Below are 26,293 nucleotides of genomic sequence, written 5' to 3'. Positions count from 1 at the left end.
AGTACTCGATGGCTCGAATGACCGCTGCCCGCGCGGCAGTTGAGATTCTCAGGCGTGAGGGAATCACCGACGCGTTCGGTGTCCCGGGCGCGGCGATCAACCCGTTCTACGCGGCGCTCAAAGCCTCCGGCGGCATCCACCACACCCTCGCCCGGCACGTGGAGGGCGCCTCGCACATGGCCGAGGGCTACACCCGCACCCACCCGGGCAACATCGGCGTCTGCATCGGCACCTCCGGCCCGGCCGGCACCGACATGATCACCGGCCTGTACTCGGCCATCGGCGACTCCATCCCGATCCTGTGCGTCACGGGCCAGGCCCCGACCGCCGTGATCCACAAGGAGGACTTCCAGGCCGTCGACATCGCCTCCATCGCCAAACCCGTGACGAAGATGGCGGTCACGGTGCTGGAGGCCGCCCAGGTCCCCGGCGTCTTCCAGCAGGCGTTCCACCTCATGCGCTCCGGCCGCCCGGGCCCGGTCCTGATCGACCTGCCGATCGACGTCCAGCTGACGGAGATCGAGTTCGACCCGGACACCTACGAGCCGCTGCCGGTCTACAAACCGGCCGCCACCCGCGCCCAGGCCGAGAAGGCGATCGGGATGCTGAACGCGGCCGAGCGCCCGCTGATCGTCGCCGGTGGCGGTGTCATCAACGCCGACGCCGCCGAACTGCTGGTGGAATTCGCCGAGTTGACCGGAGTTCCGGTCGTCCCCACCCTCATGGGCTGGGGGACGCTACCCGACGACCACGAGCTGAACGCCGGCATGGTCGGCCTGCAGACCTCTCACCGCTACGGCAACGCGACCTTCCTGGAGTCCGACTTCGTCCTCGGCATCGGCAACCGCTGGGCCAACCGGCACACCGGCAAGCTCGACGTCTACACGGCCGGCCGGACGTTCGTCCACGTCGACGTCGAGCCCACCCAGATCGGCAGGATCTTCGCCCCGGACTACGGCATCGCCTCCGACGCGAAGGCCGCGCTGGAGCTGTTCGTGCAAGTGGCAGGGGAGTTGAGGGCCGCGGGCCGGCTGCCCCACCGCTCCGCGTGGGCCGCCGCCGCACAGGAGAAGAAGGCCACGCTCCAGCGCCGTACGCACTTCGACGACATCCCCATCAAGCCGCAGCGCGTCTACGAGGAGATGAACAAGGCCTTCGGCCCGCAAACCCGGTACGTCTCCACCATCGGCCTCTCACAGATCGCCGGTGCCCAGATGCTGCACGTCTACCGGCCGCGCCACTGGATCAACTGCGGCCAGGCCGGCCCTCTCGGCTGGACCATCCCGGCCGCGCTGGGCGTCGCCAAGGCCGACCCCGAGGCGCAGGTCGTCGCCCTCTCCGGCGACTACGACTTCCAGTTCATGATCGAGGAACTGGCGGTCGGGGCGCAGCACAAAATCCCGTACGTCCACGTCCTGGTGAACAACGCCTACCTGGGCCTGATCCGGCAGGCGCAGCTCGGCCTGGACATCGACTTCCAGGTCAACCTGGAGTTCGAGAACATCAACTCGCCCGAGCTCGGCGTCTACGGAGTCGACCACGTCAAGGTCGTCGAGGGTCTCGGCTGCAAGGCGATCCGCGTGACGGACCCGGCCGACCTGGGCGCCGCCTTCGAGCAGGCCAGGAAACTCGCCGCCGAGTTCCGGGTGCCGGTCGTCGTCGAGGCCGTCCTGGAGCGCGTCACCAACATCGCGATGTCCAGGACCAACGACATCAGTGCCGTCGTCGAGTTCGAGGAGATCGCGACCGAACCGGGGCACGCCCCGACGTCGATCAGGACACTGAAGGTCTGACGCCGGTCGTCAGCGCTGTCGCCAGTCATGCAGGGGCGGCCCAGCCGGGGGCATGGGCCGCCCTTTCGTGTGCGCGGCCCGAGGCGTGGGGCGCGGTGCTCAGTCCTTCAGCGCTTCAGCCTCGCAGCCCTTCGGCCCCTCAGCCCTCGGTCCCCGGTCCTCAGTCCGAGCCGCCGCCATCCCCGCCTCCACAGCCGTAGCCGTAGCCTGCGCCGGCGTTGCGCGGAGAGTGCCGGAGCGGGCGAGTGTCCGCCACCTCGGCCCGAGCGGTCAGCCCGGCCCGCATGGCGAAGCGTGGAACGAGGGCGGCGAGGGCCGGGGCACCGTGCAGGGCGACCGCGAACAGGGCGTCGGCCGTCGGCAGACCCTTGCGGTGGGCGGGGAGCGGATGCTCGGCGCGCAGGGCGTCGAGAGCGTGCCGGGCGGCGCGGGTCCGGCGCGGCGGAAGGGTGCGCACCAGTCCGGCGGCGGCCAGCTTTGCCCGCGTCGCGGTCACCTCCCGGCGTATGGCCGGACGCCCCGTCAACTCCCGGATGCCGAGCGGTTGTCGCAGAGCCTCGTACACGGCCTGGTCAAGGGCGGACAGGGCATGCCCCGCGCCCAAGGGTTCCCCCGAGACCCGTACCGTCCCCGGTCGGCCGGCGTCGGCGGCGCCCCGCAGATACAGGGCGAGCACGGCGACCGTGACGGCGGCACGGGGACCGCCCCGCAACAGGGCGACCTCGTGCGGCTCCAGCCGGACCGTCGTACCGCTGTCCATGAGACCCCCCTCGCACGAGGCCCGCCGCCCCCGTGCCGGCGGGCCCCGCGTGATGGGAATGTGCCCGGGCCCGGGGGCGGGTGAAGCCTCCCGGGCCTGGTTCAGAGGCCGATTTGAGGGTTCCGTAGTCCGTCTACGACCGGTGGAGTACGCGGGTCGTTCGGGGCCGCGCGGGCTCACCGCCCGTGGTGCTCGGAGAGGCCCGGCCAGTCGTCCGGGCCGCCGCCCTGCCACTCGATGATGTCGCTCTCCTCCACCTCGACCTCGTCGAGGTCGGCGAGGCGCAGGAGCTCGACCACGTCGTCCAGGTGGGAGGCGACCCCGAGGTTCTCGTCGTCCCAGGTCACGCGCCGGGAGCCGTCCAGGGCGGGGGCGTGGACCACGATGTGCGGGTGCTGCGTGGGGTGTGCTGGAGGTGCCATGCCTTCAGGCTCCTGCGGGCGGGACGGATCCGCACCCCGGCGCACCCCCGCATCTCCCGGGTACGCCGACGAGCGCCGGACGCGGGACCGTCCGCATCCGGCGCTCGCCGGTGATCCTGGGACCGCGGCGGTCGCGACGGAGCCTTGAACGCCCTTCCCTCAGGTCGAGAAGAGGGTCCCGGTCCTTCACCACCGCACTGGCTCGCACACCGCCGCGGTCCTGCCCTGCCCGCGGCCCGTACCGGTCGACCACCCCTCATCCGGGTCGCCGGTGGCCGGGCGCGGTCAGGGAGCTCAGTCGTCCCCAGGCTGCCGGAATGGATTCCGGGCGGCGCCGACGCCTGGGCGCGACAGGACAGTTGTCAGCGCCGACGCCGCCCGGAGCTTGGGGGAGGGGCGTCAGACCCGGTCGCCGGACAGGCGCTCCACCGCCCGCAGCAGCGCCGAGTGGTCAAGGCCGCCGTCGCCCTGCGTCCGCAGACTGGCGACCAGCTGGGCGACCACGGCGCCGACGGGCAGGGCCGCCCCGACGTTGCGGGCGGCGTCCGTGACGATGCCCATGTCCTTGTGGTGCAGGTCGATACGGAAGCCGGGCTTGAAGTCGCGGTTCAGGAAGTTGTCCTTCTTGCGCGTCAGCACGGTGGAGCCGGCGAGCCCGCCGTTGAGGACGTCGAGGGCGGCCTTCAGGTCCACGCCCGACTTCTCCAGGAAGACCACGGCCTCGGCGCACGCCTGGATGTTCACGGCGACGATCAGCTGGTTCGCGGCCTTCACGGTCTGACCGGAGCCGTGCGGCCCGCACAGCACGATCGTCCTGCCGAGCACGTCGAAGATCGGCTCCGCCTCGTCGAAGTCGGCCTGCTCACCGCCGACCATGATGGACAGCACGGCCTCGACGGCACCGGCCTCGCCGCCGGACACGGGCGCGTCCAGCACGCGGATGCCCTTCCGCCCGGCCGCCTCGGCGAGGTCCACGGACGTCTGCGGGGTGATCGAGGACATGTCGATCAGCAGCGCGCCGGACCGCGCGTTCTCCAGGATGCCGTCCGGGCCGTACGCGATGGCCTCGACCTGCGGGGAGGCGGGCACCATCGTGATCACGACGTCGGCGTCCCGGACGGCCTCGGCGATCGAGCCGGCCGCGGTACCGCCGGCGGCGGCCAGTCGGTCGAGCTTGTCCTGCTCCAGGGTGAAGCCGGTGACGTCGTAACCCGCCTTGATCAGGTTCTCGGACATGGGGGAGCCCATGATGCCGAGGCCTATCCAGGCGATCTTGGGGAGGTTCGTGGTCATGAGGGTGCCTCTCTCACTTCTCACTGCTTTGCTACGTCTGACGGTTGCCGCTCAGCGGGCGGCTCGGGCCTCGGCCGGCAGCCAGTCGAACGCCGCGGCGCTCGGACGGTCGCCCGGCTTGTACTCCAGGCCGACCCAGCCCTCGTAACCGGCCTTCCCGAGCTGGTCGAGGAGGTCTTCGAGGGGGAGCGAGCCCGTGCCCGGCGCACCGCGCCCGGGGTTGTCGGCGATCTGCACATGGCCGGTCTTCGCGGCGTACCGCTCGATCACCGACGACAGGTCCTCGCCGTTCATCGACAGGTGGTAGAGATCCATCAGGAAGCGCGCGTTGCCGAGACCGGACGCCTGGTCGACCTTGTCGACGATCCCCACGGCGGCGGCTGCGCTCACCAGCGGGTACAGCGGCGACTCGGGCCTGTTGAGGGCCTCGATCAGCAGGATCGCGCCGATCCGGTCGGCGGCCCGGGCCGCGAGGACCAGGTTCTCCAGGGCGAGCGCGTCCTGCTCGGCCGGGTCCACGCCCTCGACCCGGTTGCCGTAGAGCGCGTTGAGGGCCTTGCAGCCCAGTGACTCGGCGAAGCCGGCCACCACGTCGATGTTGGCGCGGAACCGCTCCGACTCCTCGCCCGGGATCGACAGGGCGCCCCGGTCCGGGCCGGGCAGCTGTCCGGCGTAGAAGTTCAGCCCGGTGAGCTGGACGCCCGCGTCCTCGATCGACTTCTTGAGGGCGTCGAGCTCGGACCGCCCGGGGGTGGGGGAGTCGATCCAGGGCCACCAGAGCTCGACCGCGGTGAAGCCGGCCGCGGCGGCGGCCGCGGGGCGCTCCAGGAGCGGGAGTTCCGTGAAGAGGATCGACAGGTTGACGTTGAAGCGCTGGTCTGCGAATCCCATCGGGTGGCGCTCCCTTGATATTTCGTATTGCGGAAGTTTCTTTCTGTCTAATGGAAGATTGCCTGGGGTCGTGGAGGGCTGTCAAGGGCGCCGGCCCCCTTTTCCGGGCGGTCCGTCCCGCCCGCGCATCCCTGAGGGGCGCCGCACGTGCGTCCGTTAAGGTCGTCTCGGAGCGAACCCGGACACCGCGACGCGCAAGGTGCCCCGGAGGTGCCCCGAAGGTGCCCTCTCCCTTGGAGAGGTGAGGAAACGCGCAGGTCAGAGCCACTATGGGGGCACAGTGCGATTGCGAGTCGAGTTCACGACCGAGCCTTTCGACCTCGACGAGGCGCCCGCCCACGCACTGGTGGCCCGTGAGGTCGTCGAGGCGGCCGAGCTGGACGCGGTGGACGTCGGCCCGTTCGGCAACACGGCGGAGGGCGGTGCCGACGCCGTACTGACCGCCGTGGACGCCCTGCTGCGCCGGACCCTGGAGTCCGGCGCCACCCGGATCTCCCTCCAGGTCAACGTGATCGGCGAGCGCGAGGCCGGCGAGACCGCCACCGGGGAGGGTCGGAAGTGACCGGCACCGCGGACGAGCCCTTCATCGCGGCGGTGAAGCCGCTGGTCGACGCGATGGGCGGCGAGCTGCTCCCGCCGGACGAGGCCGGCCCGGACGACGTCGTGCTCGCCTGGCAGGGTGCCGACGTCGTCGCCGTACGCCTGCCGCAGCTCGCCGACTCCCTCGACCACATCCTGGCCGCCATGGAGCGCAAGAAGGGCAAGCCCCTCGCCGACCTGGACCGCAAGGCCAAGCAGGAGGTCGTACGCATACTGGAGGCGCGCGGCGCCTTCTCCGTACGGCACGGCGTGGAGACCGTGGCGAGCGCGCTCGGCGTGAGCCGCTTCACGGTCTACAACTATCTCAACCGTGAGAAAGAGGGCTGAGCCCAGGGCTCGCGGGGTGAAGGGGCCCGATCGCCGGGCTTGCCCGGCCCGGTAACCCGGAATTTTCAACAAAGTGTTGACGCGCTCTTCCGGAGGGCGTTAGCTAGCGGGCAGCCCGATCAGTACGAAGGCCGTTCGCGGCCACGGAGGCTCCCGTGACGTCGACTTCCACGCCCCCGGGCCTGGCCCGGTTCAACGCCCTGGAGAAGCACGCGGCCTTCGCCGCCCTCCACGAGGCGTGTGCCTCCACCGCATGGGCCGAGCGGCTGCTCGCCGACCGGCCCTACACCGGCGCCGAAGACCTCTACGCCGCCAGTGACGCCGCGATGGCCGAACTGAGCGCCGAGGACCTCGCCGAGGCCATGGCCGGGCACCCGCCGATCGGCCGCCCGAGGCCGGGCGACCCGACCTCGGCGCGGGAACAGCGCGGCATGGCCGACGCCTCCGAGGAGCTCAAGGCACAGATGCTGGAACTGAACCTGGCGTACCAGGAGAAGTTCGGCCACGTCTTCCTGATCTGTGCCACCGGCCGGACCGGCGAGCAGATGCGCGACGCGGTCGAGGAACGGCTCGGCAACGCGCCGGAGCAGGAGCGCGAGATCGTCCGCACCGAACTGGGCAAGATCAACCGTATCCGGCTCGCCCGCATCGTCGAAGCGGACTGAAGTCGAGAAGACTGAAGAGGACTGAGCAGCATGAGCACCAGCACCACCGCCTCGGTGTCGACGCACATCCTCGACACCAGCATCGGCCGCCCCGCCCCGGCGGTCGCCGTCCAGCTCTCCGCCCGCCAGGGGCGCGAGGCGGACTGGCACACGCTCGGCGGCTCCGCGACCGACGCGGACGGGCGGTGCAGGGACCTGCCGGCGCTGCCGGAGGGCACCACACACGTACGGCTCGACTTCGCCGTGGAGCCGTACTTCCAAAAGAATGCCGAGAAGAAGCAAGCCGATGCGCAGCAGGACGCCCCCGCGAATCGGGACAGCGGCCCTGGGGTGTTCTTCCCGGAGGTGGCGATCACGTTCGCCGTCAAGCCCGGCGAGCACTACCACGTACCGCTGCTGCTCAACCCGTTCGGCTACTCCGTTTACCGAGGGAGCTAGCAGAAGATGACAGACGTTTCCCGCCCTGCCCGCCCTGTGATGTTGGGACAGAACCAGTACGGCAAGGCCGAGAACCGAGTCGTGAAGATCACGCGGGACGGCGCCACCCACCACATCAAGGACCTGAACGTCTCCGTGGCGCTCTCCGGCGACATGGATGAGGTCCACTACTCCGGCTCGAACGCCAACGTGCTGCCGACCGACACCACCAAGAACACGGTGTACGCGTTCGCCAAGGAGCACGGCATCGAGTCCGCCGAGCAGTTCGGCATCCACCTGGCCCGGCACTTCGTCACGAGTCAGGAGCCGATCAGGACGGCACGCATCCGCGTCGAGGAGTACGCCTGGGAGCGGATCGACACGCCCGGCGAGGACGAACACTCCTTCGTCCGCCGCGGCCAGGAGACCCGCCTGGCCCAGATCACGTACGACGGCTCTTCCTGGGAGGTCGTCTCCGGGCTCAAGGACATGACCGTCATGAACTCGACGAACTCCGAGTTCTGGGGCTACGTCAAGGACGAGTACACGACGCTGCCCGAGGCGTACGACCGCATCCTGGCGACCGAGGTGTCCAGCCGCTGGCGCTTCAACTGGACCGACGACGCCCAGGAGACGCCGGACTGGGAGGAGTCGTACGCCCAGGTCAAGAAGCACATGCTGCTGGCCTTCGCGCAGACGTACTCCCTCTCCCTCCAGCAGACCCTCTACGCCATGGGCGCACGGGTCATCGAACACCGCGCCGAGATCGACGAGATCCGCTTCTCGCTGCCGAACAAGCATCACTTCCTGGTCGACCTGGAGCCCTTCGGGCTGAAGAACGAGAACGAGGTGTACTTCGCCGCCGACCGACCGTACGGCCTCATCGAGGCGACGGTCGTGAGGGACGGCGTGGAGCCGAAGATCCCGGTGGACCTCAGCAACCTCTGATCAACCTCATCCGCGGCACCCGCGGCCCGCCGGTGCGGGCCGCGGCACTCAAATCCCAGGGTCCTGCCGTGCCCACCCCACACCGCGAAAAGGACGAACCATGGCAGCACCTCAGCGCATCGTCATCGAGAACTGTTCGATCGCGACGGTGGACGCCGACGACACCGAGTACCCGAACGGGTACGTGGTCGTCGCCGGCAACCGCATCGAGGCGCTGGGCGCGGGCAAGGCACCCGAGGGCCTGGACGACGTCGTACGCAGGATCGACGCGACCGGTCACCTCGTGACCCCCGGCCTGGTCAACACCCACCACCACTACTACCAGTGGATCACCCGGGGCCTGGCCACCGACCACAACCTCTTCGACTGGCTCGTCGCGCTGTACCCGACCTGGGCGCGCATCGACGAGCAGATGGTCCGCGCGGCCGCCGAGGGCTCGCTCGCGATGATGGCCCGCGGCGGGGTCACCACCGCCATGGACCACCACTACGTCTTCCCGCACGGCTCCGGCGACCTGTCCGGCGCGATCATCGGCGCCGCCCGCGAGATGGGCGTCCGCTTCACCCTCGCGCGCGGCTCCATGGACCGCAGCGAGAAGGACGGCGGCCTGCCCCCGGACTTCGCCGTCGAGACCCTGGAGGGTGCCCTCGCCGCGACCGAGGAGACCGTCAGGCAGCACCACGACGCCTCCTTCGACGCGATGACCCAGGTCGCCGTGGCACCCTGCTCACCCTTCTCCGTGTCCACCGAACTCCTCAAGCAGGGCGCCGAGCTGGCGCGCCGCCTCGGCGTACGGCTGCACACGCACGGCTCGGAGACCGTGGAGGAGGAGCAGTTCTGCAAGGAACTGTTCGGCATGGGCCCGACCGACTACTTCGAGTCCACCGGCTGGCTCGGCGAGGACGTGTGGATGGCGCACTGCGTCCACATGAACGACTCCGACATCGCCGCCTTCGCCCGGACGAAGACCGGTGTCGCCCACTGCCCCTCGTCCAACGCCCGTCTGGCGGCGGGGATCGCGAGGGTCCCGGACATGCTCGCCGCCGGCGTCCCGGTCGGCCTCGGCGTCGACGGCACGGCGTCCAACGAGTCCGGCGAACTCCACACCGAACTGCGCAACGCCCTGCTCGTCAACCGCCTCGGCGCCCACCGCGAGGCCGCCCTGAACGCCCGTCAGGCGCTGCGCCTGGGAACGTACGGCGGGGCCCAGGTCCTGGGCCGCAGCGCCGAGATCGGATCCCTGGAGCCCGGCAAGCTCGCCGACCTGGTGCTGTGGAACCTGAACACCCTGGCCCACGCCTCCATCGCCGACCCGGTGACCGCACTGGTCTTCGGCGCGGCGGCCCCGGTCACCGCCTCCTTCGTGAACGGCCGCCAGATCGTCGAGGACAACCGGCTGCTCACCGCCGACGAGGACGCGATCGCCCGCTCCACACGGGCCGAGGCCCAGCGCCTGGCGCGGATCGCCGCGCAGGACTGACGATCACCACGCACGGCTGACCAGCTGAAGATCTCCGGTCAAGGGGGACGGCCCTCGACCGGTGGCCGTGGACCCGAGCGGGGTCCATGGCGGCCGTCTCCGGGGCGCGCATGGACGTGTGCGCCCCGGAACGGCCTCGGCCGCCCCTTTCGAGGGGCTCCGTCCCGGGCATCTCCACCGGCTGCCTGGCCGCGGTCCTGCTCAACCTGGTCCTCGACCACCTCGGCAGGGACCGGGACGCCCAGGACGTGACGCGTCCGGTGGAGGCGGGGGAGGAGATCGCGAGCGTCACCCCCGCCTGAACGCCTGGCAGGGCTGCGGGTCCGGCAGCCGGCCCGTGAAGTACGACCTCGGCGGCACCCCCATCAGGGTGCGGAAGTCGGACGTCATGTGCGACTGGTCGTAGTAGCCGGTGGCGGCGGCCAGTTCCGCCCAGCCGGCCCGGGGTGCCTCGGTCAGTACATGACGCACACGGTCGATGCGGGCGTAGTGCTTGGGCGACAGGCCGACGCCCTCCGTGAAGAGGTTGCGCAACTGCCGCTCACTGACGGCGAGTTCGCGGGCCACGTCCTTGACCTGTGCCGGGACGTGGCCCGTCCGTGTCGACAGGGCGTCGACGGCGGATCGCAGCAGGCGGGCGCGCGAGCGGACGGCCACCGGCAGCTCCGGCAGCCGCTGCGCCAGGTACGCCACCACCTCCTGCGGGGCCAACCCGACGAGCTCCTCGGCGAGTTGCCGTGCCGTTCCGGCCGGCAGCGCACCCAGCGGCACGGCTCGCCCGACGAGGTCGACCGCCGGCGTGCCGAGCAACGGGCGCACGGTGCCCGGCCCCAGGCTCACCTGGACGCAGGACGCCACCCGCCGGCCGGCGTCCGCGTAGTACGAGGCACGGGTGCGAGGCCCGACGACCAGGACGTCCCGACGACCGCCCTCCTCGACCCGTACGACCAACTTCGTCGCCGGGTCCGGCACATGGGCGAACGACGGCGGCAGCTCCTCCCCGACGCCCACCGACTCGATACCACTGATCCAGGGACGCAGGGCGGCGGGAACGGTCAGGGCGCGCTCGGCGAGGGCATTCGTCACCCTCCCCACGGTAGGCGCACGCCGCCCTCACGCGGGCGTCGCAACCGTGCCGGAATTTCCTAGCGGCCGGGGGCGGCCGCCCGTCAGCGTGGAGCCCATGATCCTAGTGACCGGTGCCACGGGCACCATCGGCAGTGAAGTCGTACGACAGCTCGCGGCGCGTGGCGAGAAGGTGCGCGCCATGACCCGGGACCCGGCGAGGGCCCGGGTGCCGGCGGGCGTGGAGGTGGTGCGCGGGGACTTCCTCGAACCGGAGTCCGTGGACGCGGCGCTGGCCGGGGCGACGGCCGTGTTCCTGGTGGCCGTACTGGGACCGGCCGACAGCGGGCGGGACGCCCGACTGGTCGAGCGGGCGCGGGCGGTGGGCGTCCGCCGGATCGTGAAGCTCTCCTCCATCGGTACCGGCGATCCCGCCTACGGCCCGTTCGGCACCTGGCATCTTCCGGGGGCGGTGGCACTGCGCGCCGGCGGCTCGGAGTGGACGATCCTGCGGCCCTCCTCCTTCGCGTCGAACACCCTCGGCTGGGCGGAAGCGCTCCGGGCGGGCCGGCCCGTGCCCGACATGACCGGGGACGGACGGCAGGGGGTGGTCGACCCGCGCGACGTGTCCGAGGTGGCCGTCGAGGCGCTGACCACCTCCCGGCACTCCGGGCGGACGTACACGCTGACCGGGCCCGAGGCGATCACCGTCTCCGATCAGGCCGCCGAGGTCGCCGCCGTCCTGGGACGTCCGGTGGCCACGCTGGACCTCTCGCCGGACCGGATCCGCGAACAGCTGGCGGCCTCGGGGATGGACGCGGCGGCCGTGGAGAGCGTTCTGGGTGGCCTCCTGTTCGCCCGCGAGGGCGGAAACGCGCACGTCACGGACGACGTACGGGAGGCGTTGGGGCGGCCGGCGCGGTCGTATCGGGAGTGGGTGGAGGATCACGGGGACGTGTTCCGGGCGGGGTGACCGGCCAAGGACCGCGATTAAGGTCTCTTCCGGATAATCCGTCTCGGATCGAATTGCTCTACGCTGGCGGGCATGACCGCCATGACGCCCGCGCGCACGGAACCGGACCTGTCGTTCCTCCTCGACCACACCAGTCATGTCCTGCGGAGCAAGATGTCCGCCGCCCTCGCCGAGATCGGCCTGACCGCCCGGATGCACTGCGTGCTCGTCCACGCCCTGGAGGAGGAACGCACCCAGATCCAGCTCGCCGAGATCGGCGACATGGACAAGACCACGATGGTGGTGACGGTGGACGCCCTGGAGAAGGCCGGTCTGGCCGAGCGCCGCCCTTCCAGTACGGACCGGCGGGCCCGGATCATCGCCGTCACCGACGAGGGTGCCCGCGTCGCCGGGCGGAGTCAGAAGATCGTCGACCGCGTCCATCGCGAGGCCCTGGCCACGCTTCCCGCCGGGGACAGGGAGGCCCTCCTGCGGGCCCTGAACCACCTGGTCGGCGACAGCCTGGCGAACCCCGTCGAGGCCCCACGCACCGCCCGCCGGGCGCGGCAGTCGCGGTAAGCGGGGAAGTGGATCCCCAAGTAAGACCGAAAAAAATAATCTGCAACAAAACCATCTGCTACGGTCTCTCCTGTCGCCCCAACTGACAGGAGGGACCGCATGTCTGCCGCAACCGGCTCCGCGCCGTCACCCGCTTCTCCCGCCGCCCCGCGTTCACGCCGGCTCGCCCTGGGAGCCATCGCCACCGGGATGCTGATGATCGTCCTCGACGGCTCCATCGTCACCGTGGCGATGCCCGTCATCCAGAACGACCTCGGCTTCACCCCCGCCGGCCTCAGCTGGGTCGTCAACGCCTACCTCATCGCCTTCGGCAGCCTGCTCCTGCTGGCCGGCCGGCTCGGCGACCTGATCGGCCGCAGGCGCATGTTCCTGGCCGGCACCACCGTCTTCACCGCCGCCTCGCTGCTGGCCGGCGTGGCCACCTCGCCCGCCGTGCTGATCGGCGCCCGCCTCCTCCAGGGCATCGGCAGCGCGATGGCCTCCGCCGTCAGCCTGGGCATCCTCGTGACGCTGTTCACCGAGCCCGGGGAGCGCGCCAGGGCCATCGCCGTCTTCAGCTTCACCGGCGCGGCGGGCGCGTCCATCGGCCAGGTCCTCGGCGGCGTGCTCACCGACGCGCTCAACTGGCACTGGATCTTCTTCATCAACCTGCCGATCGGCATCGCCGTCCTCGCCATCGCCGTACGTGTCCTGCCCGGACACGTCGGTTCGGACCGCGCAGCGGGCGCGGACGTACTCGGCGCGGTTCTGGTCACCGCCGGCCTGATGCTCGGCATCCACACCGTCGTCAAGGTCGAGGAGCACGGCTGGACCTCGGGCCGCACCCTCGGCTTCGGCGCCCTCGCCGCCGCACTGCTCGCCGCGTTCCTCGTCCGTCAGGCCACCGCGAAGAACCCCCTGATGCCGTTGCGGATCTTCCGCTCGCGCAGCGTCTCTGCCGCCAACCTGGTCCAGATCCTGATGGTCGCCGCGCTCTTCTCCTTCCAGATCCTCGTCGCCCTGTACCTCCAGAAGGTGCTCGGATACGGCGCCGCCGAGACCGGCCTCGCGATGCTCCCGGCAGCCGCCGTGATCGGTGCCGTCTCCCTGGGCGTCTCCGCCCGTCTCAACGCCCGCTTCGGTGAGCGCAACGTCCTGCTGGCGGGCATCGTGCTCCTCATCGGCGCCCTCGCCCTCCTCGCCCGCGTCCCCGTGCGGGCCAGTTACGCCGTCGACCTCCTTCCGGTCATGCTGCTCGCCGCGGGCTTCGGCCTCGCGCTGCCGGCGCTGACCACACTCGGCATGTCCGGCGCGAACGAGGAGGACGCCGGTCTCGCGTCCGGCCTGTTCAACACCACCCAGCAGATCGGCATGGCCCTGGGCGTCGCGGTCCTGTCCACCCTGGCAGCCTCCCGCACCGAGAGCCTCGCGGCGGGCGGCCGGACGACGGCCGAGGCGCTGACCGGCGGCTACCGGCTCGCCTTCGCGGTGGGTGCGGGGCTCCTGGTCATCGCCTTCGCCGTCGCCTTCACGATGCTGCGCCGCCCCGAGCGCCAGACCGCCAAGGAGCCGGCCGCCGACCCGCAGGCTCCCGCCCACGCCGCAACCGTCTGACCGCCCTCTCGTCCCACCACGGCCCACACCACCGAAAGGCTGATCCCATGAGCGAGAACAGCGCCACCGAAACCACCACACACACCACGACCGACACCACCACCAGGAACGACGGTCCGGCCCCCCGGGCGCTCACCGACCAGGAGCTCTCCCGGTTGCTGCGACAGCAGCAGTTCGGCGTGCTCGCCAGCGTCAGGAGCACCGGCCACCCGCACCTGTCGACCGTGCTCTACGACTGGAACGCCGAGGAGCGCGTACTGCGGATCTCCTCCACCGCCGACCGCCTGAAGGTCCGCCAGCTGCGCCGCGACCCGCACACCTCACTGCATGTCAGTGGTCCTGACGTCTGGTCGTTCGCCGTGGCGGAGGGCGAGACCGAGATCGTGGACCCGGCCGACGGGGCGGCCCCCGGCGAGCAGCCGCTGCCCGACCGGCGCGTGGTGATCCTGATCAGGGTGTCCCGCCTGTACGGAACCGCCCTGGACGTCCCCTCCCAGGACTGAGAAGTCGGTGCGCACGCCGGGGCCCGGAGCGCTGCTTCGTCCGTGTTCCTCAGAGCCCGAACAGGCTCGGATCGGACGCCAGTTCCTTGAAGTGCTCCCGCGGATCCGCCACCAGCTTGCGCTGCCTGAGGTCCATCAGTCCGCCGACCGCCGTGATCTCGGCCGCCACCGTACCGTCGGTCTTCAGGATCGTCTGCTCGATCCGGAACGTCTTGCCCTCGCCCCAGTGGAAGTCGCAGGTCACCTCGACCTCGTCGCCCGCCAGTAACTCCCGCCGGTAGCGGATGGTGGTCTCCAGGGCCACCGGGCCGACGCCCTTGCCGATGAGGCCGGCCTGGCTGATTCCGGCGGCCCGGAGCAGCGACCAGCGGGCGTGCTCCGCGTAGTTGAGGTACACGCTCTGGTTGAGGTGACCCTGCACGTCCGTCTCGTACCCGCGGACGGTCACCGGGACGGAAAACGGTTCGGTCACGGCTTCCCCTTCTCGTCGTGCCTGTCGTGGACGACCTGACCCGTCGATCTTGGCATGCTCATCGCGTCCTGGCAGGGCCTTCACGTCCGGCGTGGGGACGCCAGCAGATACCGGTCTCTGGTCCGCGGCTCCGTGTGCTCGCCGACCTGCCAGCCCGCCCCCTCCAGTGTGGCGGCGCAGGCCCGCAGCAGTCCGGTGTCCGGCGCGTGCACGGCGACGGCCTCCGGCTGCGGGGTCGCACGCACCCGGTAGCCGCTCGCGTCCCGCCCCTGCGGACGGTGCCCCGCCGCCTCCAGGGCGAGCGCGGCGGCCTGCACCAGATGCGAGCGCTCCCAGCCGCACGGCCGGTCCGTCGCGCCGTCCTGGTTGGTCATCCGGCGCAGTTCCAGCAGCCCCTGCCAGGCGCTGTGCACCTCGCGGACGCGGCCGGGCCCGGTGTCCGGCTCTTCGTCACCGCCGATGCGGGCGGTGAAGACACCGGCTGACGGGGGCGGCTCGACCAGGGGTCCGGCAGAGGCGGCGGCGGTCTCCGGGGGCGTCTCCCGGACGCGGTGTCCCGCCGGTGTCAGGAAGTGGTCGTGCGGCGGCCTCGGATGCCGGAAGGCGAGCCCCCGCTTCACCAGCGCGGCGAGCTGCGTCTCGGTGCCCCTCAGCCGGCCGGTGACCGGATCGGCGGCGTCGATGACACGCCGCTGCGCGGCGGTGGGCGGTCGTGTCACGGCGTGCTCCTCCCCGGTGAACGGCCTGGTCGAAGGGCTCCCGCAGCGCCCCGGCCGGCAGCACGGTCAGCCCACTCGAAGACTACGGCCCGGGTCTGACATTCCACCCGGCGATCACCGGCCGCCCGTGCTCGGTGCTCAGCCGGCACAGGGTCCCGGTCGCCAGCTGGAACAGCGCCCCGTCCGACGGTGGCAGGCCCAGCCGCCGGGCCGTGAGCACCCGCAGGAAGTGACCGTGCGCCACCAGCACCACGACCCCCTCGGTGTTGGCCGACGCCGCGTCCACCTTCGCCAGGACCCGGTCGGCCCGCTCGCCCACCTGCTCCGGACTCTCCCCGGGGTGGTCGGGCGGTCCGGGCGCGACCCCGTCCGTGAACAGGAACCAGTCGGGCCGGGTGCGCCGGATCTCGACGGTGGTGACGCCCTCGTAGCCGCCGTAGTCCCATTCGCGCAGGTCCGTGTCGACCCGTACGTCGTGCAGTCCGATGAGTTCGGCGGTCTCCCGGGCCCGTTGCAGCGGGCTGACGAACGCGGCCCCGATCCGGTGCGAGCGGATCAGCGGCACCAGGCCGCGCGCCTCCCGCCTCCCGCGCTCGGTCAGCGGGACGTCCGTCGAGCCGGTGTGCCGCCCGGATCGCGACCACGCGGTCTCGCCGTGCCGGACGAGGAAGAGATCACCCATGGGTCACAGGCTACGAGCGCACCGCTCCGGCTCCGCCGATTCACGCGTTCCGGCCCCCGTGCGGGGGCCGGAACGGCGCCGTCGGCAGGCAGCGTCGGGAGGGATCGGGAGGGAGCCGACGTCAGGAGCTCGTGAGGACGACGAGTTGCTGGGTCGCCCGGGTCATCGCGACATAGTGGTCGACCGCTCCTTCGATGCCCTCGCCGAACTTCTCCGGGTCGACGAGGACGACCAGGTCGAACTCGAGCCCCTTCGACAGCTCGGGGGGCAGCGACCGGACGCGGGAGGTCGTCCGGAAGGTGGGATCGCCGATGACGCAGGCGATCCCGTCGGCGTGTGCGGCGAGCCAGGTGTCGAGGACCGGGTTCAGGTCCGCGACGGATCCGTGGACGACGGGGACGCCGCTGCTGCGGATGGAGGTCGGCACGTTGGCGTCCGGGAGCACGGCCCGGATGACCGGCTCGGCTTCCGCCATGATCTCTTCCGGCGTCCGGTAGTTGACGCCCAGCGAGGCCAGGCCGATCCGGTCGAACCCGACCCGGCCGAGCCGTTCCTGCCACGACTCCGTGAATCCGTGCCTGGCCTGGGCACGGTCCCCGACGACGGTGAAGCTCCGGGACGGGCAGCGGAGCAACAGCATCTGCCACTGAGCGTCGGTCAGCTCCTGAGCCTCGTCCACGACGACGTGCGCGAACGGGCCGGCGAGCAGGTCCGGGTCGGTGCCGGGCAGCGTGGTCTCGTCGACCAGGGCGTCCTGCAGGTCCTGCCCGTGCAGCATCGTCACGGCGCCTTCGCCGTCGTCGTCGGCCGCGAGCAGGGAGTCGACCACCTTGGCCATCTGCTCGCGCTCGGCGGCGACGGAGGCCTTGCGCCGACGCTCCCGCAGTGCCGCCTCGGGGTCGCCGAGCCGCTGCCGGGCCGCGTCCAGGAGCGGCAGGTCGGACACCGTCCAGGCCTGGGCGTCCTCGCGCTGCAGCAGCCGGACCTCCTCGGGCCCGAGCCAGGGAGCGCACTTGCGCAGGTAGGCGGGTACCGACCACAGGTCTCCGACGAGGTCGGCCGCCTCGAGCAACGGCCACGCGCGGTTGAAGGCCGTGAGCAGCTCCCTGTTCCGGCGTAGCGACTTGCGCAGCAGTTCGGGCGGGACGTCCTCGCCCTCGTGCTTGTCCACCAGGATCGTGAGCAGTTCCTCCAGCACCTGGTCGCGCGCGTCGTTGTGCGGGGTGCCGGGTTCCGCCCCTTCGAACGCCACGGCCCAGTCGTCGGCGGTCAGCCGGATGTCGGACCAGTGCGTCGTGACGGTCATTCCCTCGGTGGGCGGCTCCTCGTAGAACCTGACGGCCGCCTCGATCGCCTCCACCAGGTCCGCGGACGACTTCAGGCGGGCCACCTCCGGGTCGGCCTCGACCGCCGCCGCGGCTCCCTCGGCGACGAGGTCCCGCAGGGTGCAGGTCTGCACGCCCTCCTCTCCGAGGCTGGGGAGGACGTCGGCGACGTAGGCGAGGTAGGGCCGGTGCGGGCCGACGAACAGCACGCCGCCCCGGCGGTGACCGAGGCGCGGGTCGGCGTAGAGGAGGTAGGCGGAGCGGTGCAGGGCGACGACGGTCTTCCCCGTACCCGGGCCGCCGTCGACGACGAGGGCGCCGCGGGAGCCCGCGCGGATGATGGCGTCCTGGTCGGCCTGGATGGTGCCGAGCACGTCTCGCATCCGTGACGACCGGTTGCTGCCGAGGCTGGCGATGAAGGCGGACTGGTCGTCGAGCGCGGCGTGCCCGACCAGCCCGTCCGGCGTGAACACCTCGTCCCAGTAGTCGCTGATCCGGCCGCCGGTCCAGCGATACCTGCGACGGCTCGCCAGACCCATCGGGTTGGCGTGGGTGGCTCCGAAGAACGGCTCGGCCGCGGGGGAGCGCCAGTCGAGCAGCAGCCGCCGGCCCTCGCTGTCGGTGAGGCCGAGGCGGCCCACGTACACGGGCTCGCCGTCGTCCGCGCCGACCATGTGCCCCAGGCACAGGTCCAGGCCGAAGCGGCGCAGGGCGCGCAGCCGAGAGGTCAGCCGGTGGATCTCCGTGTCCCGGTCCATCGCCTGCCGGCCCAGGCCGCCGGGCGCCCTGCGCTCGGCGTCGAGGCGGTCGGACACTTCGGCGATCGACTGCTCCAGGCACGCGGCGACGGCCGCGAAGTGCTCCTCGTCGCGGGCGATCAGCGCCGGGTCCGCCTTGGCGGAAAGGCGGTCCGGCAGGTCGAACGCGCTGGTGGTCAGGGGGTTCATGTCATCACTCCGCTATGAGGTCGCTGGCGACCAGTGCGCTCGGCACGTCTGGTGTTCCGGGTCCGGCTCGACGATCCCGCGTAGGTCACACGGGCACGGGCGGCCTTTCCCGGCTGACGGCGTCGAGCAGCAGCCTGGCGGCCACCGCCGCCCCGTCGGTGCGGACGGTGCCGGCCACGGCCCTCGCCCGTGCGCGGGTCCCGGGGGCCGGGGCCGTCGTGAGCGCCTGACGGCTGACATCCTCGACGGCGACGCAGTCGGCGGGGCCGTCGATCGGGCCCACGTCGGCCCAGCCCCGGCAGACGACCGTGCGGCGGCCCTGCGCGCCGGGTTCCCGCAACCGCGCCGCGCGTCCCACCAGCGGCTGGACGTCCCCGCGCGACCCATCCGTCGACAACACCACACGCACTTCGCGGCTCCCAGTTCTCCATGGATTTCCGGCCCAGGCCGGCGATTCTGCGCCATGACCGGGGCCTTGCCGCAAGCCCCCCGCTGCGCTGTACGTTGACAGTGGCGAGGAGTGGGTGACGCCACTGCCGACGGCACCACCAGCGACGAGGCTACTGCCGGTACCCGCTCAGGAACCGCCCGATCCGCCCGATGGCCGCCTCCAGGTCGTCCGCGTAGGGGAGGGTCAGGATGCGGAAGTGGTCGGGGGTCGGCCAGTTGAAACCGGTGCCCTGGACCACCTGGATCTTCTCCCGCAGCAGCAGGTCGAGGACGAACTTCTCGTCGTCGTGGATCTTGTGCACCTTGGGGTCGAGACGCGGGAACGCGTACAGCGCGCCCTTCGGCTTCACGCACGACACACCGGGGATCTCGTTGAGCTTCTCCCAGGCCACCGTCCGCTGCTCGTGCAGACGCCCGCCCGGCTCGGTCAGATCACGGATGGACTGCCGGCCGCCGAGCGCGGCCTGGATGGCGTACTGCGCGGGAGCGTTGGCGCACAGCCGCATGGAGGCCAGCATCGTCAGGCCCTCCAGGTAGTTGCGGGCGTGCTGCCGGGGACCGGTGACGACCATCCAGCCGGAGCGGAAGCCGGCCACCCGGTACGTCTTCGACAGGCCGCAGAAGGTCAGGACGACCAGGTCGGGGGCGAGGGCCGCGGCCGAGTGGTGCACGGCGTCGTCGTAGAGGATCTGGTCGTAGATCTCGTCGGCGAAGACCAGCAGGCCGTGCCGGCGGGCGAGGTCGAGGATGCCCTCGACGATCTCCTTCGGGTACACCGCGCCGGTGGGGTTGTTCGGGTTGATGATGACCACGGCCCTGGTGCGGTCCGTGATCTTCGCCGCCATGTCGTCGAGGTCCGGGTACCAGTCGGCCTGTTCGTCGCACAGGTAGTGGACCGCCTTGCCGCCGGCGAGGGTCGTGACCGCCGTCCAGAGGGGGAAGTCCGGGGCGGGGATGAGGACCTCGTCGCCGTCCTCGAGCAGCGCCTGTACGGCCATCGAGACCAGTTCGGAGACGCCGTTGCCGAGGAAGACGTCGTCGACGCCGACCTCCAGGCCGAGCGTCTGGTAGCGCTGGGCGACCGCCCGGCGGGCGGAGAGGACACCGCGCGAGTCGGTGTAGCCGTGCGCCTGGGGCAGCATCCGGATCATGTCCTGGAGGATCTCCTCCGGCGCCTCGAAGCCGAACAGCGCGGGGTTGCCGGTGTTCAGCCGCAGCACGCTGTGGCCCGCCTCCTCCAGCGCGTTGGCGTGCTCGATCACCGGGCCGCGGATCTCGTAACAGACCTCGCTCAGCTTGCTCGACTGCCGGAACTCCATGCGCTTACGCCCCTCCGGTTGTGGTGTTGCTTGGTTTTACCAAGTTCGAGCTTGGAAAGTCCAACAACATGTCTACACTGCGTCGCATGTCACCTCGCCGAAGCTACGACCAGTACTGTTCCGCCGCCCGGGCGCTCGATGTCGTCGGCGACCGCTGGACACTCCTGATCGTCCGGGAGCTGCTCGCCGGTCCGCGCCGCTACACCGACCTGCACGCCGACCTGCCGGGCGTCAGCACGGACGTACTCGCCTCGCGGCTGAAGGACATGGAACGGGACGGCCTGACGACCCGGCGCAGGCTGCCGCCGCCCGGGGCCGCGTACGTGTACGAACTGACCGCACGGGGCCGTGAGTTGCTGCAGGTGCTCCAGGCCCTGGGGCGCTGGGGGCAGGCCGAACTGGGCGAGCGGCGGCCCACGGACGCCGTACGGGCGCACTGGTTCGCGCTGCCGCTTCTGCGGGCGCTGGAAGGCGAGGGGCTCGTCGAAGTACGGCTCGAAGAGGGCGAGTTCCATCTGTACGTCGGCGCCGAGGACGGTCCCGTGTACGGCGACGGGCCCGCCCCCACGGAGCCCGACGCCCGGCTGGTCCTGGACACCGGCACCTGCCTGGCGGTCGGCCGGGGCGAGGTGAGCGTGCCGGACGCGGTACGCGCCGGCCGCATCGAGGTGACGGGCGAGAGCACTCTCGCGAAGGCGCTGCGCGAGGCCTGAGCCGTGAAAAGGCCCGCCGTGCCTCAGCACGGCGGGCCTTTTCACGAACCGTCAGGCGCCCGGCGGCACCCGCGACGGCCGGCCCGACCCGCGCGTCAGCGAGTACCCGCCGACCCCCGCGAGCGCGGCCAGCACGCCACCGAGCGCCGTCCACACCCATCGGTCGGACCACCAGCCGGAGGACCAGCCGTCGTCCGGCTCGATGCTGGAGAGCACGGCGGAGGCGGACGCGTCGTCCTCGTCGGCCTCGGAGGTGACCGCGATTCCCGGCACCAGGGGTTCGGCGAGCGAGCCGTCCACCGCGGCCGAACCGCCGATGTCCTTGGAGTCGACCCGGAGCTCGGTGTCGACCGGCAGGCCCAGGTCGGCCGTCGTGAGGCCGACGACCGTGAGCCGGACGTAGTACGTCCCGGGCAGCGGGTCGTTCGCCCACGGCTCCGACCAGGCGCGGACCGTGCGCAGCACGCAGGCCAGCTCCACCGAGGCCGCGTCCGCCCCCGCGGTACGCGTCTGCGCGCCGTACTGGCAGGCCTGACGGCGGCGCAGACCGTCGTACACGTCGAGCTGCCAGGTCTCGGCGGCGTGCGCCTCGGGCAGCTTCACCGTCGCCTTGACGGTGGGGCGCTGTCCGGCGTCCGCGGGGAACGACCAGTACAGGTAGTCGCCCGCGGAGCCGTTGGCGGTGGCCGTCTGGCCCTGCTCGACCTCCGTCGCGGTACGGAAGGAGGTGCCCGCCTCGGTGGGTGCCCCGCCGTCCGCCGAGGCCGAGGGGGACGGTGAGGAGTCGGCGGCGGCCGGGGCGGCCGCGAGGCCGAGCATCAACAGGGAAGCGCTCAACACGCGGGTGATGCGCATCAGTTGGTCCTCCAGACCGCGAGCCGCCAGCGTGACAGCCAGCCCCAGAGCAGACCGGCGAGGAAGCCGGTGAGGATCAGCGCGCCGAGCAGCCACCAGCCGCGCCCGAGGCCGAAGGAGGCCACGTCGCTCGCCGGCGACGGCCCGTCCACCACGTCGACGGTCAGTTCCAGCGGCAGACCCGGCGTGCTCTTCACGCCGGATGCGGCGGAGAAGGAGTTGGTGACCTGGAGACACACCGTCTCGGCCGCCGCGTCCTCGTCGTCGCTCTCCGCCTCGGGGTACCGCAGCCCTGTCGAGACCACGTCGGTGCGGCCGTCGCCCGCGGCCTCGCCGCGCACGATCTCCCGGCCGTGCACCGTGACGGCCCGCAACAGCACCCCGTAGGAGGGGTTCACGGCCCGGTCGGCCCCGACGCTCACCGAGGCGCGCAGCTCCTGGCCGGGCTCGACGTCCACCCGGTACCAGCGCTGCTGCCCGAACTCCTCGCGGTCGGTGTACAGGCCGGACTTCACGGTCGGCGCCTCGGCGCACTCGGCGGCACCGTCCACCGCCACCGGTGTCACCACCGGATCGGCCGCCCGGTCCACCAACTGGTTGACCCGGTCGGTGAGTTCGTCGGTGTGCTCCACCGAGGTGTACGTCCCGCCGGTCGCCTCCGCGATGCAGCTGAGCTGCTGCCGCATCTTGGCGTTCGGGACCAGACCGAGGGTGTCGATGGTCAGCCCGATGCCCTTGGCGGCGATCTCGCGGGCCACCTCGCACGGGTCGAGCGGGGCGCAGGTGTCCTCGCCGTCGCTGATCAGCACGATCCGCTTGGAGCCGTCGCCGTCGAAGTCGCCGGCCGCCTTGAGGAGGGCGGGGCCGATCGGCGTCCAGCCGGTGGGGGCGAGGGTCGCCACCGCCGTCTTGGCCTCGGTGCGGTCCAGCGGGCCGACCGGGTAGAGCTGCGCGGTGTCCTTGCAGCCCGTCTTCTGGTTGTCGCCGGGGTAGTTGGCGCCGAGGGTCCGGATGCCCAGGTCGACGTCCTCGGGCGTGGCGTCCAACACCTCGTTGAACGCCTGCTTCGCGGCCGCCATCCGCGTCCCACCGTCGATGTCCCGGGTCCGCATGGAGCCGCTGACGTCGAGGACGAGGTCGACCTGGGGCGTGGTCTCGCCGGTCGGTTCGCCGGCGAGGGCCGCGACCGGGAAGGCGATCCCGGCCGTCAGGGCGGCGAGCAGGGCGCACACTCCTGCCGCCAGCCGTTTACTTGTGATCATCGGCGGATCCTATTGATCAGGGGTGCCACGCTCCAAAACGGCCGCTCAGGGCAGGGGGTTCGGGACCTCGGAGCAGGGGTTCGGCAGGCCGGTCCACTGATCGCCGGGTGTGCCGGGGGACAGCCGCATCAGAGTCAACGCCTTGGCGGGCAGCGGCTCTTCGAGCAGTGCGGCGAGATCGGGCGTGCGCGGAAGGTCTCGTACGGCCGTGGCCAGCGCGCCCCGCAACGCCGCCCCCGACCCCGCCGCCCCGGCCAGCGCCCCGGCCACCAGTGAACCGAACAGCTTGCGGCGCAGGGCCGTTTCGTCGTCCGTGACGATCCGCCCGCTCAGCTCCGGGACCGGGATGCCGTGCCGGGCCAGCCGGGCCGGGCTGACGCGGATGTCGGCGAGGTCGCGGTAGACCAGGCGCAGCGGGGCGCCGGTCGCGGACAGCACGACGAGGAGGTTCTGGCCGTGCGCCTCCAGGGCCACGCCCAGCTCCAGCAGGCGCAGACCAACCGTGAGGGCGAGGCGGGTGAAGTCGGCCAGCCAGGCGGGGGAGTCGGGCAGTCCGGTGGTGGCGAGGGCGGCGACGGGCAGGACTCGTTCGCCGAGTGCCGGCGCCGCGTAGTCCTGCGGCGACTCGCGCAACACCGCCGCCAGATCGGGGGTGTTGGCCGTGACCGCGCCCAGGGTGCGGGTGACGTGCAGCAGGCCGTCCGTGCGCGCGGCCAGCGTCTGCGCGAACGCCGACAGGGTCGCGGACAGGGTGATCGAGTAGACGGAGATGTCCCGCACCGAGGAGGTCAGCCGGGCGCTCAGCGCGGTCTTGACGTGCGGCCCGTCCGGCAGCGCGAGGGTGCGCAGGGCCATCAGGGGGTGTGCCGGGAGCCCTTCCTCGCACGGACGCTTGAGCACATGCTCGGCCTGCCACGGATGCACCGGCACCCACAGCCGTCCCCCGTCCCGCATCCCGTCCGGCCAGTCACCCGTCACCAGGCACTCGTCCGCCGGAACCGGCACCAGCCCCAGCCGGACCACCGGCCCGTGCTCGGGCCCGTAGGCGAGCTGCTCGGCGACCGAGAATCCGGGCCGGGAACGGCAGCCCGGATGGAACGGATGCCCGTCGACCACCCGCTGCTCCCACTCCCAGTCGTGCACCGGCCACTCCTCCGGGTGGGCCGGCGCACCGGCCCGCGACAGCGCCACCGACGCCACGCTGTGGCCGAGTTCGGCCGCGAACTCCCCGCCGTGCGCCACGGCGAGGTCGCTCATCAGCCGCGCCGGATCGTCGTACGGCAGGTCGTCGAGCAGCACCTCGGTGACGTACGCGGCGGTGGCGTACGGGTCCGGGTGCGGGCCGCGCAGCCGGCGGCCGTCCCGGAGGCGCACGGCGAGCCCCTCCCGGCCGGCCGCACGGCCCGCGACCCACGGCAGCGGCTCATGGGCCAGCGCACGCCACAGCCGGGTCAGCACGGCCGCACGGGCGCCCGGCAGCTCGGCCGCGTACCGCGGCACGAGGTCGGGACGTACGGCGGCCAGCTCGCCGGCGACCTCGGCCTCGGCGGTGAAGGGACGGTGCACGGGCGGGCTCCTCGGGTACGACAGGAAGGCGGGGGATGCGGGGATGCGGGGATGCGGGGATGCGGAATGTCACGACAGGCCGTGACGACAGACATACTGATCGTCTCCGCCCGAACGGACCGTAGAGAACGAGTGGAACGCGTGGATCTCATCCCCCCGGCCGCCGACGACGACGCCGCACCGCGCGACGACGTGGCGGACCGCGCCGACGCGTACGCGGCGGCGCCCCTTTTGAACTGCCTGCTGCGGGAGGTGGCCGAACCCCTCCCGCGCACCGGCGAACCCGGCGGACACCGGATGCACCGGCTGCCCGGCGGCAGACTGCTGCGCGTACGCGGCGAGCGGCGGCCCGCCGCACCCGAGGTGGGCACGGCGGACGGCTGGCAGCCCGTCAGCCATCCCGAACTCGTCAAACTCGTCGCCGAGGAACTGGCCCGCCACACCGGCCTGTCCAACCACGAACTGCCCGCCGAGATGATCGACAGCCGGGACGCGGTGGCCGCGCTGCTCACCGCCCGCGCCCGGGCGACGGCACCCGTGGACCCGTACCTGCTCTCCGAGCAGTCCCTCATCACCGGCCACCCCCACCACCCCGCGCCCAAGGCCCGCGGCGGCGGCCCCGCCGCGGGCTGGCTGCCGTACGCCCCCGAGGCACACGCCCGCTTCCCGCTGACGCTGCTCGGGCTGCGCGCGGACACGGTCGTCGAGGAGGGCGACACCTCGGCCCTCGACACCCTCGGGCAGGCCCCGCCCGGCTACCGGCTGCTGCCGGCCCACCCCTGGCAGCTCGACCTCGTCGCCCGCGACCTCGCCCCGGCCTTCGCCGACGGCCGCCTGCTCCACCTGGGCACGACCGCCTTCGCGACCTGGCCGACGGCCGCGATCCGCACGCTGTACGCGCCCGAACGCGACCTCTTCCTGAAGTTCAGCCTCGACGTGCGCATCACGAACGACGTCCGCCGGCTGTGGCGCCACGACCTGCTGCGCATGACCCGCACGGACACGGCGGCACGCGAGGCGTTCGCGGCGATCGACGGCCCGGCGGCCTGGCTCGGCGACAACGGCTACCGCACCGCGGACTTCGCCTTCGAGCAGCTCGCCGTCCTGGTCCGCGACGGACTGCGCGACCGGGTGGCGCCCGGGGCGACCCCCTTGCTGGCCGCCGCCCTGGTGGAGGGCTTCGACGGCGACCCGCTCGCCGCCACCGGGAACCCGGCGGCGTGGTGGGAGGCCTACCTCGCCCAGGTCGTGCCCCCGGCCCTGGCGGCCTTCGCCGACCACGGCGTCGTACTCGAAGCACATCTGCAGAACACGCTGGTCGCCGTCGACGCCCACGGAACACCCGTGCAGGCGCTGTTCCGGGACTCCGAGGGCGTGAAGCTGCTGCCGGACGTGGACCGGGAGGCCGGCTGGGAGCGATTGGTGTACTGCCTGGTCGTCAACCACCTGTGCGAGGTCGCCGGGGCCCTGGCCGAACACCACGCCGGCCTCGACCCCTGGCCCGCCGCCCGCCGCGAACTGTCCCGGCACCACCTCCCCGAGATCGCCGCCCTGCTCGCCTCGCCCACCCTGCCCGGCAAGACCAACCTCCTGCTGCGCTGGACCGGCGCGGACGGGGCCGACGCCCGCTACCTGCCGCTGCCCAACCCGCTCGCAGGGCCTTCGCGGGGCGAGCACTGACATACCCTGGCCGGT

Annotated in this window: 28 protein-coding genes; 14 read left to right on the top strand and 14 right to left on the bottom strand. The window is 72.0% G+C overall.

Going from position 1 to position 26,293, the window contains the following annotated elements:
- Positions 1-8 precede the first annotated feature (8 nt).
- Positions 9-1,793: a glyoxylate carboligase gene (gcl, locus tag ACWBNA_RS19010; RefSeq protein ID WP_482705596.1), complete on the top strand. Its 1,785-nt coding sequence runs from the start codon at positions 9-11 to the stop codon at positions 1,791-1,793.
- A gap of 160 nt (positions 1,794-1,953) precedes the next feature.
- On the opposite strand, the gene ACWBNA_RS19005 is transcribed toward gcl, so the two are convergent.
- From ACWBNA_RS19005 to ACWBNA_RS18990, 4 genes are all read right to left on the bottom strand, one after another.
- A complete protein-coding gene (locus tag ACWBNA_RS19005; RefSeq protein WP_482705594.1) occupies positions 1,954-2,553 on the bottom strand; it encodes a TIGR04222 domain-containing membrane protein in 600 nt (199 codons plus the stop codon).
- Between the two features lie 176 nt (positions 2,554-2,729).
- Positions 2,730-2,975, bottom strand: a complete 246-nt coding sequence (locus tag ACWBNA_RS19000) for a hypothetical protein (RefSeq protein WP_482705593.1) — start codon at positions 2,973-2,975, stop codon at positions 2,730-2,732.
- A gap of 399 nt (positions 2,976-3,374) precedes the next feature.
- Positions 3,375-4,268, bottom strand: a complete 894-nt coding sequence (locus ACWBNA_RS18995) for a 2-hydroxy-3-oxopropionate reductase (RefSeq protein ID WP_482705592.1) — start codon at positions 4,266-4,268, stop codon at positions 3,375-3,377.
- 51 nt (positions 4,269-4,319) lie between these two features.
- Positions 4,320-5,159 (bottom strand): TIM barrel protein, encoded by an 840-nt coding sequence (locus ACWBNA_RS18990; protein ID WP_482705590.1) that lies wholly within the window; start codon positions 5,157-5,159, stop codon positions 4,320-4,322.
- Between the two features lie 280 nt (positions 5,160-5,439).
- Here ACWBNA_RS18990 and ACWBNA_RS18985 point away from each other — a divergent pair, with 280 nt between their 5' ends.
- From ACWBNA_RS18985 to ACWBNA_RS18955, 7 genes are all read left to right on the top strand, one after another.
- Positions 5,440-5,721, top strand: coding sequence for a hypothetical protein (locus ACWBNA_RS18985; RefSeq protein ID WP_482705588.1), 282 nt, complete (start codon positions 5,440-5,442; stop codon positions 5,719-5,721).
- Positions 5,718-6,086 carry a helix-turn-helix domain-containing protein gene (locus ACWBNA_RS18980; RefSeq protein WP_482705587.1) on the top strand — a complete coding sequence of 123 codons (369 nt, stop codon included), beginning with the start codon at positions 5,718-5,720 and terminating at the stop codon, positions 6,084-6,086. The genes ACWBNA_RS18985 and ACWBNA_RS18980 overlap by 4 nt, the downstream gene beginning before the upstream one ends.
- Positions 6,087-6,241: 155 nt before the next feature.
- A complete protein-coding gene (gene uraD, locus ACWBNA_RS18975; RefSeq protein WP_482705586.1) occupies positions 6,242-6,751 on the top strand; it encodes a 2-oxo-4-hydroxy-4-carboxy-5-ureidoimidazoline decarboxylase in 510 nt (169 codons plus the stop codon).
- A gap of 30 nt (positions 6,752-6,781) precedes the next feature.
- A complete protein-coding gene (gene uraH / locus ACWBNA_RS18970) occupies positions 6,782-7,189 on the top strand; it encodes a hydroxyisourate hydrolase (protein WP_482705584.1) in 408 nt (135 codons plus the stop codon).
- A gap of 6 nt (positions 7,190-7,195) precedes the next feature.
- A complete protein-coding gene (gene pucL / locus ACWBNA_RS18965; protein WP_482705582.1) occupies positions 7,196-8,116 on the top strand; it encodes a factor-independent urate hydroxylase in 921 nt (306 codons plus the stop codon).
- Between the two features lie 100 nt (positions 8,117-8,216).
- Positions 8,217-9,596, top strand: coding sequence for an 8-oxoguanine deaminase (locus ACWBNA_RS18960; RefSeq protein WP_482705580.1), 1,380 nt, complete (start codon positions 8,217-8,219; stop codon positions 9,594-9,596).
- An 86-nt stretch (positions 9,597-9,682) separates the two neighbouring features.
- Positions 9,683-9,898 carry a hypothetical protein gene (locus tag ACWBNA_RS18955; protein ID WP_482705714.1) on the top strand — a complete coding sequence of 72 codons (216 nt, stop codon included), beginning with the start codon at positions 9,683-9,685 and terminating at the stop codon, positions 9,896-9,898.
- Here the strand turns inward: ACWBNA_RS18955 and ACWBNA_RS18950 are convergent.
- A complete protein-coding gene (locus tag ACWBNA_RS18950; protein ID WP_482705579.1) occupies positions 9,885-10,682 on the bottom strand; it encodes an AraC family transcriptional regulator in 798 nt (265 codons plus the stop codon). The genes ACWBNA_RS18955 and ACWBNA_RS18950 overlap by 14 nt on opposite strands.
- Before the next feature lie 97 nt (positions 10,683-10,779).
- Here ACWBNA_RS18950 and ACWBNA_RS18945 point away from each other — a divergent pair, with 97 nt between their 5' ends.
- From ACWBNA_RS18945 to ACWBNA_RS18930, 4 genes are all read left to right on the top strand, one after another.
- A complete protein-coding gene (locus ACWBNA_RS18945; RefSeq protein WP_482705578.1) occupies positions 10,780-11,634 on the top strand; it encodes an NAD(P)H-binding protein in 855 nt (284 codons plus the stop codon).
- A gap of 72 nt (positions 11,635-11,706) precedes the next feature.
- On the top strand, positions 11,707-12,192 hold the full coding sequence (locus ACWBNA_RS18940) for a MarR family winged helix-turn-helix transcriptional regulator (protein WP_482705576.1): 486 nt from the start codon (positions 11,707-11,709) through the stop codon (positions 12,190-12,192).
- 99 nt (positions 12,193-12,291) lie between these two features.
- Complete coding sequence (locus tag ACWBNA_RS18935; RefSeq protein WP_482705574.1) at positions 12,292-13,785, top strand: MFS transporter; 1,494 nt, start codon at positions 12,292-12,294, stop codon at positions 13,783-13,785.
- Positions 13,786-13,832: 47 nt separating this feature from the next.
- Positions 13,833-14,288, top strand: a complete 456-nt coding sequence (locus ACWBNA_RS18930) for a pyridoxamine 5'-phosphate oxidase family protein (protein WP_482705573.1) — start codon at positions 13,833-13,835, stop codon at positions 14,286-14,288.
- 49 nt (positions 14,289-14,337) lie between these two features.
- Here ACWBNA_RS18930 and ACWBNA_RS18925 read toward each other — a convergent pair whose 3' ends face one another.
- The 6 genes from ACWBNA_RS18925 to ACWBNA_RS18900 all read right to left on the bottom strand — a co-directional run bounded on the left by ACWBNA_RS18925 (position 14,338) and on the right by ACWBNA_RS18900 (position 20,202).
- Positions 14,338-14,760, bottom strand: coding sequence for an acyl-CoA thioesterase (locus ACWBNA_RS18925; RefSeq protein WP_482705572.1), 423 nt, complete (start codon positions 14,758-14,760; stop codon positions 14,338-14,340).
- Positions 14,761-14,840: 80 nt separating this feature from the next.
- A complete protein-coding gene (locus ACWBNA_RS18920; RefSeq protein ID WP_482705570.1) occupies positions 14,841-15,479 on the bottom strand; it encodes a hypothetical protein in 639 nt (212 codons plus the stop codon).
- A gap of 82 nt (positions 15,480-15,561) precedes the next feature.
- Positions 15,562-16,161, bottom strand: a complete 600-nt coding sequence (locus ACWBNA_RS18915) for a histidine phosphatase family protein (protein ID WP_482705568.1) — start codon at positions 16,159-16,161, stop codon at positions 15,562-15,564.
- Positions 16,162-16,282: 121 nt separating this feature from the next.
- Entirely contained in the window at positions 16,283-18,433 is a 2,151-nt protein-coding gene (gene helR, locus ACWBNA_RS18910; RefSeq protein WP_482705566.1) for an RNA polymerase recycling motor ATPase HelR, read from the bottom strand.
- 85 nt (positions 18,434-18,518) lie between these two features.
- The gene (locus tag ACWBNA_RS18905) at positions 18,519-18,842 is read right to left on the bottom strand and encodes a hypothetical protein (protein WP_482705564.1); all 324 of its coding nucleotides are present in this window, start codon (positions 18,840-18,842) and stop codon (positions 18,519-18,521) included.
- Between the two features lie 151 nt (positions 18,843-18,993).
- Entirely contained in the window at positions 18,994-20,202 is a 1,209-nt protein-coding gene (locus ACWBNA_RS18900; RefSeq protein WP_482705563.1) for a pyridoxal phosphate-dependent aminotransferase, read from the bottom strand.
- An 86-nt stretch (positions 20,203-20,288) separates the two neighbouring features.
- On the opposite strand from ACWBNA_RS18900, the gene ACWBNA_RS18895 reads away from it, so the two are divergent.
- Positions 20,289-20,915, top strand: coding sequence for a winged helix-turn-helix transcriptional regulator (locus ACWBNA_RS18895; protein ID WP_482705561.1), 627 nt, complete (start codon positions 20,289-20,291; stop codon positions 20,913-20,915).
- A 51-nt stretch (positions 20,916-20,966) separates the two neighbouring features.
- On the opposite strand, the gene ACWBNA_RS18890 is transcribed toward ACWBNA_RS18895, so the two are convergent.
- Genes ACWBNA_RS18890 through ACWBNA_RS18880 form a run of 3 tightly spaced genes read right to left on the bottom strand, consistent with a single transcriptional unit; the run spans position 20,967 to position 24,598 of the window.
- Complete coding sequence (locus ACWBNA_RS18890) at positions 20,967-21,770, bottom strand: hypothetical protein (RefSeq protein WP_482705559.1); 804 nt, start codon at positions 21,768-21,770, stop codon at positions 20,967-20,969.
- Entirely contained in the window at positions 21,770-23,032 is a 1,263-nt protein-coding gene (locus tag ACWBNA_RS18885; RefSeq protein WP_482705557.1) for a VWA domain-containing protein, read from the bottom strand. The genes ACWBNA_RS18890 and ACWBNA_RS18885 overlap by 1 nt, the downstream gene beginning before the upstream one ends.
- 45 nt (positions 23,033-23,077) lie before the next feature.
- Positions 23,078-24,598, bottom strand: coding sequence for an IucA/IucC family protein (locus ACWBNA_RS18880; protein ID WP_482705556.1), 1,521 nt, complete (start codon positions 24,596-24,598; stop codon positions 23,078-23,080).
- Between the two features lie 132 nt (positions 24,599-24,730).
- On the opposite strand from ACWBNA_RS18880, the gene ACWBNA_RS18875 reads away from it, so the two are divergent.
- Positions 24,731-26,278 (top strand): IucA/IucC family protein, encoded by a 1,548-nt coding sequence (locus tag ACWBNA_RS18875; protein ID WP_482705554.1) that lies wholly within the window; start codon positions 24,731-24,733, stop codon positions 26,276-26,278.
- The last annotated feature ends 15 nt before the right edge of the window (positions 26,279-26,293 follow it).

It is taken from the genome of Streptomyces sp. Q2 (assembly GCF_056820935.1).
The sequence above is the reverse complement of the archived record's forward strand: the minus strand, read 5'-3'. Positions and strand labels throughout refer to the sequence as shown.

What these genes read in the sequence shown, in the direction of transcription:
- gcl (WP_482705596.1), top strand. Translation starts at nt 9, where the DNA reads ATGGCTCGAATGACCGCTGCCCGCGCGGCAGTTGAGATTCTCAGGCGT.
- ACWBNA_RS19005 (WP_482705594.1), bottom strand. Translation starts at nt 2,553, where the DNA reads ATGGACAGCGGTACGACGGTCCGGCTGGAGCCGCACGAGGTCGCCCTG.
- ACWBNA_RS19000 (WP_482705593.1), bottom strand. Translation starts at nt 2,975, where the DNA reads ATGGCACCTCCAGCACACCCCACGCAGCACCCGCACATCGTGGTCCAC.
- ACWBNA_RS18995 (WP_482705592.1), bottom strand. Translation starts at nt 4,268, where the DNA reads ATGACCACGAACCTCCCCAAGATCGCCTGGATAGGCCTCGGCATCATG.
- ACWBNA_RS18990 (WP_482705590.1), bottom strand. Translation starts at nt 5,159, where the DNA reads ATGGGATTCGCAGACCAGCGCTTCAACGTCAACCTGTCGATCCTCTTC.
- uraH (WP_482705584.1), top strand. Translation starts at nt 6,782, where the DNA reads ATGAGCACCAGCACCACCGCCTCGGTGTCGACGCACATCCTCGACACC.
- pucL (WP_482705582.1), top strand. Translation starts at nt 7,196, where the DNA reads ATGACAGACGTTTCCCGCCCTGCCCGCCCTGTGATGTTGGGACAGAAC.
- ACWBNA_RS18960 (WP_482705580.1), top strand. Translation starts at nt 8,217, where the DNA reads ATGGCAGCACCTCAGCGCATCGTCATCGAGAACTGTTCGATCGCGACG.
- ACWBNA_RS18955 (WP_482705714.1), top strand. Translation starts at nt 9,683, where the DNA reads ATGGCGGCCGTCTCCGGGGCGCGCATGGACGTGTGCGCCCCGGAACGG.
- ACWBNA_RS18945 (WP_482705578.1), top strand. Translation starts at nt 10,780, where the DNA reads ATGATCCTAGTGACCGGTGCCACGGGCACCATCGGCAGTGAAGTCGTA.
- ACWBNA_RS18940 (WP_482705576.1), top strand. Translation starts at nt 11,707, where the DNA reads ATGACCGCCATGACGCCCGCGCGCACGGAACCGGACCTGTCGTTCCTC.
- ACWBNA_RS18935 (WP_482705574.1), top strand. Translation starts at nt 12,292, where the DNA reads ATGTCTGCCGCAACCGGCTCCGCGCCGTCACCCGCTTCTCCCGCCGCC.
- ACWBNA_RS18930 (WP_482705573.1), top strand. Translation starts at nt 13,833, where the DNA reads ATGAGCGAGAACAGCGCCACCGAAACCACCACACACACCACGACCGAC.
- ACWBNA_RS18915 (WP_482705568.1), bottom strand. Translation starts at nt 16,161, where the DNA reads ATGGGTGATCTCTTCCTCGTCCGGCACGGCGAGACCGCGTGGTCGCGA.
- helR (WP_482705566.1), bottom strand. Translation starts at nt 18,433, where the DNA reads ATGAACCCCCTGACCACCAGCGCGTTCGACCTGCCGGACCGCCTTTCC.
- ACWBNA_RS18900 (WP_482705563.1), bottom strand. Translation starts at nt 20,202, where the DNA reads ATGGAGTTCCGGCAGTCGAGCAAGCTGAGCGAGGTCTGTTACGAGATC.
- ACWBNA_RS18895 (WP_482705561.1), top strand. Translation starts at nt 20,289, where the DNA reads ATGTCACCTCGCCGAAGCTACGACCAGTACTGTTCCGCCGCCCGGGCG.
- ACWBNA_RS18890 (WP_482705559.1), bottom strand. Translation starts at nt 21,770, where the DNA reads ATGCGCATCACCCGCGTGTTGAGCGCTTCCCTGTTGATGCTCGGCCTC.
- ACWBNA_RS18885 (WP_482705557.1), bottom strand. Translation starts at nt 23,032, where the DNA reads ATGATCACAAGTAAACGGCTGGCGGCAGGAGTGTGCGCCCTGCTCGCC.